The sequence below is a fragment of the Armatimonas sp. genome, from assembly GCF_964826245.1.
On sequence record NZ_CBAYMC010000234.1, the window covers coordinates 1 to 6,682 of the forward strand.

Consider the following 6,682-nt stretch of genomic DNA (forward strand, 5'->3'; position numbering starts at 1 on the left):
AACTCCCTTGTCGTTGAGGATTTTATCGGCCTCTGGGGTCGTAGGGCCGTTCGCACCTTCGATGATGTAGCGGGCTCGCACTTTTGCAGCGTTCTCCCCTGTGAGCTGGTTCTGGAGCGCGGCGGGAATGAGCAAGTCCACGGGCAGTAGCAGAAGCTCCGTCGGATCAAGAGGCTCGGACTCAGGGAAGCCGACCACCGTGCCCGTTTTCTTGATCCAGTCTTCCAGGCCAAGAATATCGAGCCCATCTTTGTGGTAGATCGCGCCCTGGACATCGGAGACGGCCTGGATTTTACAGCCGGAGCGGTAGAAGAGCTTGGCGGCGGCGGCTCCGACATTGCCAAAGCCCTGCACGGCAACCGTGGAGTCGGGGAGCTGGTTTCCACGGGAGAGCAAGGTCTCACGGGCGACCGTGACCACACCACGGCCTGTGGCCTCAATGCGACCTTCGGAGCCCCCAATGGCGATGGGCTTGCCGGTGACGACAGCGGGAACGGTGGTGCCCTTGAGCATGGAGTAGGTATCCATGATCCAGGCCATCGTCTGACCATTGGTGCCCATGTCCGGGGCAGGAATGTCTTTATCCGGCCCAAGCAAAATGGCGATCTCGGTGGTGTAGCGGCGCGTTAAGTCTTCCAGCTCTGCGGCGTTAAGCTGCCGAGGATCACAGGCGACACCGCCTTTTGCGCCCCCAAAGGGAAGGTTGACGACAGCGCACTTGATGGTCATCCAAAACGCCAGCGCCTTTACTTCGCTGATATCGGTCTCGGGATGAAAACGGATGCCGCCTTTTGCGGGGCCGCGCGTGAGGTTGTGATGCACACGGTAGCCCGTGAACATCTTAATCGAGCCGTCGCGCATATTGACAGGAAAGTGTACCGTCAGCTCGCGCTTGGGTTGCTTCAAAACTTCGTGGACATTGGGATCAAGGTTGATCCTCTCGGCGACGGCGGCAAGCTGCTGCTGCGCCATTGCAAAGCTATCTAGGTGTTCGCTCATTCCTTGATTATGGCATAAAAAAAGCTTACGCTAATGTAGCGTAAGCCTGAACGAAAAAAGAGTTTACTCTACGGAAGCCAATGCTCACCTACGGAAGCCAATGCTCACTCAGAGCATCTACCGGCAGGCCAAAGGTACTCCACCAGGTGGCTCCACTCCAACCTGCTACCCACTCATTGGCTCCGATGGCGCGATCTGGGAGACGGAAGGTGCGTCCTGCCACGACGACATTCGGGGTGGTCATGACTTTTCTTTACGGGCAGTGGAGCTACGTAGGACTAGCTCGACGGGAAGGAGCTCCAGCTTTCCGTCATCTTGGCTTGTAGCGAGGGCTGCAAGTCGCTCAGCGGCGCGTCTTCCCATCTCCCGGAGAGGCTGTCGCAGGGTGGTGAGTGGTGGGTAGACGAGCCGTGCGGAGACGGGGTCGTCGAAGCCCACCACGGAGATCTCCTCGGGGACACGGTAGTGCGCCTCGCGGAGGGCATTGAGGACATCAAGTGCGATAAAGTAGCCCGCTGCAAATACCGCCGTCGCTCCTTGCTTTACCGACTCTAGTAGCCTCTCTTTTTCCTCGCCGCTCAGCCGCCAAAACTCTTGCACAGAGTGCTCCGAGGTCTCTATGCCGTGCACTGCTGCCTCGGCCTGGAAGCCTGCAACACGATCGCGCGTGTTGGCCGTCTCAGGCTCAGCGAAGACAAGAGCGATTTTCTCGTGCCCCAGATCCGCCAGGTGTGCCACCACGCGACGTGCCGCTCCGGTATTGTCGGAGTCCACAGCCGCAAGAGGCATTCCGGGCCAGTGTGCTCCCATGACCACCGCGGGGCGCTTGGTACAGGCTAGCTTTTCCAGCGAGGCAGCAGCGCTCTCGCGGGGCGCAATGATAAGAATACCATCCGCTTGTGGAAGACTCGCATCGGAGAAAGCATTCGGGCAAAGAACAAGCTCGACACTCGAACCAAACGCCTCCGTTATTCCCTGGTAGAGCCCCCCGTAGTAGTCCGAGCCTAAAATATTAGCCGCACTTGCGCCAAAGGCAAGCACCACACGGCGCAGCCCAACAGGCGGTGGTTTCGGAGCAACAAACGTCCCTCGTCCCACGGTTCGAGTGACCCAGACCTCGGTTGCGAGCGCCTGCACTGCCCGGTGAACCGTGAGCTTTGCGACACCCAGCTCGGCGGCTAGCTCTAGCTCTGGCGGCACTTTCTCGCCCGACTTCCAGTGCCCCGCGCGAATCAGCCCAAGCAGGCGCTCATAGACCTGCTGGTGGCGTGGGGTAGTTTGGGTAAGATCAAGAGGGGACAGCATGATTTGGCTTTCATTAGCATATACCAATCGAGAGGACTCTGCCAGTTTTCTCGATGGGGGCTTGAGTATCGGCACATGAGGACTTTGCCTGAAGTATACTAGTGCCTGTGACCGAACTCGAAAATCCTCTTCTGACTGCTCTTAACCCCGTCCAGTGCGAAGCCGTGCTGCACACCGAAGGCCCTCTCTTGATCTTTGCCGGTGCCGGCTCAGGCAAGACGCGCGTTCTGACGCATCGCATTGCGCATCTGATCCAGTATCTCGGGGTTCGTCCGCGCAGTATCCTCGCGGTCACGTTTACCAATAAAGCGGCCAAAGAGATGCGTGAGCGCCTCGAGAAGCTCCTGGGAGAGGGGATCTCCAAGGAGATGTGGGTGGGGACGTTCCACTCCACGTGTGCTCGGCTCCTGCGCGAGAACGGAGGGAGCATTGGCCTAGAGCGCGACTTTGTGGTCTACGACGACGACGACCAGATGACACTGATGAAGGAGTGTCTGCACCAGCTCAACCTCGATGATAGGCAGTACGCCCCTCGTGCCGTGCTCTCGCTGATCTCCCGCGCCAAAGAGAAGCTGATCCAGCCTGAGGACTTCACCAAGCACTTCTCCGGCCACTTTGAGAACGTCGTCGGGCGGCTCTATACCCTCTACCAAGAGAAGCTCACGATGAACAGAGCGCTAGATTTCGATGATCTCATCGGAAAATCCGTGCGCATGCTCCAGCAGCGCGAAGATATACGAGAACGCTACCAGAGTAAGTTCAGATATGTCTTAGTGGATGAGTACCAAGATGTCAACCATGCCCAATATAAATTAACACAGCTATTATCTGGTGGTAATAACAATTTATGCGTAGTCGGTGACGATGACCAGGGGGTTTACGGATGGAGAGGCGCGGATATTCAGATTATTTTAGACTTTGAAAAAGACTATCCCGATGCTAAAATTATTAAGCTTGAACAAAACTACAGATCAACTAAAACAATTCTTGACACGTCTTACGATGTGATCTCTAAAAACAAAGGCCGAAAAGATAAGAAGCTCTGGACGGACAATAACGAGGGTGAGGCGATTCGGCTCTTAGAGGCAATTAATGAACAGGAAGAGGCGGTCTATGTCGCCACCGTGATCCGTGAGGCCGTTGACTCGGGGGAGCGTAAGCTCTCGGACTACGCGGTTCTCTACCGCACCAACGCCCAGAGCCGTATGCTGGAAGAGGTTTTTATCAACCACCGGATTCCCTACACGATTATCGGGGGCGTGCGCTTCTACGAGCGCAAGGAAATTAAAGACCTGATTGCCTATCTAAAAGTGATTCATAATCCCTTTGACGGTATCTCACTGAAGCGCATTATCAATGTTCCGGCGCGAGGGATTGGTGCGGGGACGTGGGCAAAAGTGGAGGAGCGGGCGACCACGCTTGGCTGCACGATCTGGGAAGCGCTGGCCGATATCGAGGCACTGGGGCTCAAGCCGAGTTTAAAGAAAGCCGTCGAGAGCTTTGTGATGCTGCTCATGCACCTGAGAAGTGAGCGGGAGACGCTGCCGCTGACCAAGCTCGTCGAGCGGCTGATTGAGGAGACAGGCTATATTCGCACCCTGGAGGTGGAAAAAACGGTCGAGGCCCAGAGCCGCGTCGAGAACGTCCAGGAGCTTCTCTCGGTGACGCGCCAGTTTGAAGACAGTACCGAAGACCCGTCGCTGCGGGCGTTTCTGGAGCAAACGGCGCTGATTGCCGATGTGGACAAGCTGGGCGAGGGCGGTGTCGAGTGCGTGGTGATGATGACCCTGCACTCTGCGAAAGGCTTAGAGTTTCCGGTTGTTTTTCTGATTGGGATGGAGGAGAGTATCTTCCCACACTTTCGCTCGCTCCAGAGCGATGGGGCAATCGAAGAAGAGCGACGGCTAGCGTATGTGGGGATCACGAGGGCCCGCGAAGAGCTCTATCTCACGTTTGCGAGCCGCCGCACGATCTTTGGCAACACCCAGTTCAACCCGCCCTCGCGCTTTCTGCGGGACATTGCTCTTGAGCGTCTTGCTATTCCACAGGGCGCACGTCTTCCCAGCTTCCTCAGGAGCAAGCAGCGCGAGCTCGCCAGCACGCCAACTCCTCCGCCAACCGCTTCGACACTGGCCCAGCCAACCTCTCCGAGTAACCTCTCCCCAACCCCTCACCTAAAGGCAAGGGGAGCCGTCTCCTCGGAGGCAGCGTTTCGGCCTGGGGAGAAAGTCAAGCACGCCGTCTTTGGGCAGGGTGTCGTGATCTCGTGCACCGGAAGCGGCGATGAGGCACAAGTGTCGGTGGCATTTCCCAATGTGGGAATTAAGAAGCTCGTGGCGGGTTATGCGCGGCTGGAGAAAGTTTGAACCCGTCCCCCGACCCCCTTCCCTCTACGAAGGAAGGGGGAGGGAGGGGGCTTACTGACCCGCAGGTGTGGTCGGCTTGCGGGGGAGCTTGTCGTCGCGCATGGCGGCGTTGTAGAGGAAGGCGGCAAGAATCGTGGCGGCCTGCTTCATGTCATCGAGCTGAATACGGTCAAAGGTGTCCATATTGGAGTGGTGCGTTCGTGCATCGTACTCGATGGTGTCCTGGATGAACTGAAAGCCGGGGAGCCCGGCGGAGTTAAAGGGCAGGTGGTCGGTGCCGCCGGTATTGCGTGCTGTCACCGTCGTTGCGCCAAGATCAGCAAAGGGCTTGAGCCACTCGGCGAAGACGGGCATGATCGCCGTGTTGCCTTGGCAGTAGACCCCGCGAATCTTGCCGGTGCCATTGTCGAGGTTGAAGTAGCTGGAGAACTTGGCGTGCTCCGCTCCAGGGGCACTGGGGCTACCAAAATGCGCTTTCACGTAGGCGGTGGAGCCAAAGATTCCCTGCTCCTCGCCGCTCCAGAGCCCGACACGAATCGTACGACGCGGCTTGACCCCGATGGCCTTCAGAATTCGCACTGCCTCCATCGCCACACTGACTCCCGCTGCATTGTCGGTCGCGCCGGTGCCCGTGTGCCAGGAGTCGAGGTGCCCGCCTGCCATCACGATCTCATCGGCTTTATCCGTGCCCTTCCACTCGCCGATGGTGTTGTTGACCATGGACTTATCGTCGCCGTTGAAGCGCACTTTTAGATCCAGCGCGACACTCACTTTTTCACCTGCCTGCACCATGCGCACGATCCGGTTGTAGTGCTCCGCCCCGACCGCGATCTGAGGAACCATGAGCCTCTCGGCGGCAACGGAGTAGGGAGTGAGGCGTGGGGCACGGGGGGCACCTGGTTGACGAGCCTCTTCACGCTCACGAGCAACAGGTATCTGAGGAACCGTCGCCTGCTCCACAAAGATCGTCCCGCCGTCGCCCGAGCGTGCCTGGGAGAGCGTCGCCACCGCGCCCTCCACCTTACAGAACGCCAGGATCTGACCCGCCATCTGTGCCTGGCGCATGCGTGCCTGAAGGGCCGCACGCTGCTCGTCGGTCATGTCCGCACCCAATCCGCCGCCACCGCCACTGCCTTGTCGAGGACGGCCACTACCTGCCAGAGTGCCACTGGCCATGGCGGCGAGCTGCTCATCGGTGTAGCGGGAGCCTTGGGGCGTGAAGTGCGCGGGAAGCTCTTTGGTCGGGCTAATCAGCGCGATCTTGCCTTTGAGGCTGCCCTTGAACTTTGCGAGTGCTTCCGGGCTGTCGGCATCCACCAAGACAACCTCCGTGGTTCCCGACCAGCCCGTGGACCAGGCGCGGGGGGCGGCGATAAGATTAAACGACGTTGGGCCGACGACAGTTGCGGCGAACTTGTCGCAGGTCCAGCCCCGGCCAAACGGCCCCCAGGGCTCAAGTTTGGCCTCTAATCCCCACTCGATCAGCTTGTTTTTCGTGTACTCATTGGCGCGTAGCAGACCCGGTGAGCCTGTTAAACGTGGCCCGATAACCTCCGTAAGATACGAGAGGTTCTGCGGAAGCTGGGAGCGCCTCAGGCCCTCTTCACGGATCTTTGCCATGATCGCCGCATCGGGCGTATCGGTCTGAAAGCGCGGGGCTGGACTGATGAGGGCAGCAAGGGGGATTAAAAAAAGCGTTGGAGACATAAACTTTATCCTTGTACTCCCCCGGTTGGAGCGGGGGAGCTAACGGGCGTTCCGCCACAAAGGCCGCAAGCGGCTATGCCGAACGGATGATGGCCGGGACGGCCTTCGTAGCGCGAAGCGCTCTCTAGTCCCGCCGCTCTAACCGGCGGGACTTCTGATGAGCGCAATATACCCCAGGTAGAGCACGCGGTACAATGTGCTGTGACCTCCGTTTATGTTTTTGATCTGGACGGGGTGCTCTGGCGGGGCGAGAGTGTCGTTCCGGGAGCACCTGAAGCCATCGCCCGGCTACGCGGCGCGGGCAA

At 58.7% G+C, this 6,682-nt stretch carries 5 protein-coding genes and 1 pseudogene; 2 read left to right on the top strand and 4 right to left on the bottom strand.

Features of this window, described 5'->3' with window-relative positions:
• The 3 genes from AC1XOS_RS18100 to AC1XOS_RS18110 form a co-directional block, all read right to left on the bottom strand.
• The coding region (locus tag AC1XOS_RS18100) for a Glu/Leu/Phe/Val family dehydrogenase (protein WP_481963621.1) at positions 1 to 999 on the bottom strand (999 nt) is incomplete at its 3' end.
• Between the two features lie 88 nt (positions 1,000 to 1,087).
• Positions 1,088 to 1,243 carry a hypothetical protein gene (locus AC1XOS_RS18105; protein WP_481963622.1) on the bottom strand — a complete coding sequence of 52 codons (156 nt, stop codon included), beginning with the start codon at positions 1,241 to 1,243 and terminating at the stop codon, positions 1,088 to 1,090.
• Positions 1,240 to 2,304 (bottom strand): GntR family transcriptional regulator, encoded by a 1,065-nt coding sequence (locus AC1XOS_RS18110; protein WP_481963623.1) that lies wholly within the window; start codon positions 2,302 to 2,304, stop codon positions 1,240 to 1,242. Before AC1XOS_RS18110 ends, AC1XOS_RS18105 begins: the two co-directional genes overlap by 4 nt.
• A 107-nt stretch (positions 2,305 to 2,411) precedes the next feature.
• On the opposite strand from AC1XOS_RS18110, the gene pcrA reads away from it, so the two are divergent.
• Positions 2,412 to 4,670, top strand: coding sequence for a DNA helicase PcrA (gene pcrA / locus AC1XOS_RS18115; protein WP_481963624.1), 2,259 nt, complete (start codon positions 2,412 to 2,414; stop codon positions 4,668 to 4,670).
• 51 nt (positions 4,671 to 4,721) lie between these two features.
• Here the strand turns inward: pcrA and AC1XOS_RS18120 are convergent, their stop codons facing one another.
• On the bottom strand, positions 4,722 to 6,377 hold the full coding sequence (locus AC1XOS_RS18120) for a M20/M25/M40 family metallo-hydrolase (RefSeq protein WP_481963625.1): 1,656 nt from the start codon (positions 6,375 to 6,377) through the stop codon (positions 4,722 to 4,724).
• 201 nt (positions 6,378 to 6,578) lie between these two features.
• On the opposite strand from AC1XOS_RS18120, the pseudogene AC1XOS_RS18125 reads away from it, so the two are divergent.
• Positions 6,579 to 6,682: pseudogene (locus tag AC1XOS_RS18125) on the top strand (hypothetical protein); the annotation flags it as partial.

Coding starts and splice junctions, on each gene's coding strand:
- AC1XOS_RS18120 (WP_481963625.1), bottom strand. CDS start 6,377: ATGTCTCCAACGCTTTTTTTAATCCCCCTTGCTGCCCTCATCAGTCCA.
- AC1XOS_RS18105 (WP_481963622.1), bottom strand. CDS start 1,243: ATGACCACCCCGAATGTCGTCGTGGCAGGACGCACCTTCCGTCTCCCA.
- AC1XOS_RS18110 (WP_481963623.1), bottom strand. CDS start 2,304: ATGCTGTCCCCTCTTGATCTTACCCAAACTACCCCACGCCACCAGCAG.